Origin of the sequence: Bacillus sp. SIMBA_074 (genome assembly GCF_046534555.1) — a bacterium.
Lineage (GTDB): Bacteria > Bacillota > Bacilli > Bacillales > Bacillaceae_G > Bacillus_A > Bacillus_A mycoides.
Window position 1 is genome coordinate 1 of record NZ_JAWRYM010001328.1, and the last position, 231, is coordinate 231.

At 35.5% G+C, this 231-nt stretch carries 1 protein-coding gene; it reads right to left on the reverse strand.

All coding sequences use genetic code 11. The annotated features are described in order from the left end of the window. A partial coding sequence (locus SB773_RS35010) for a hypothetical protein (RefSeq protein ID WP_410595193.1) occupies nt 1–231 on the reverse strand: 231 nt, incomplete at both ends.

Consider the following 231-nt stretch of genomic DNA (forward strand, 5'->3'; position numbering starts at 1 on the left):
CTGGTGTATCCGAAGGAAGTAAGATATCACTGGTTCTTATTCCCAATGACTTTGCATAATCTTGGAAGTGCAGTCTAATTGAACCGTATTGATCATGGGTTCTATTTTCAAGATAAGCAGCAGCCAATTCCTTATAACTTTCATTAAGTGAGCTATTTGCAGTTGAGTAGTTATATTCAGAAACTTTCTTTCTAAAAACATCCCAGTTATCAATAATTTTTCCAATGGCGG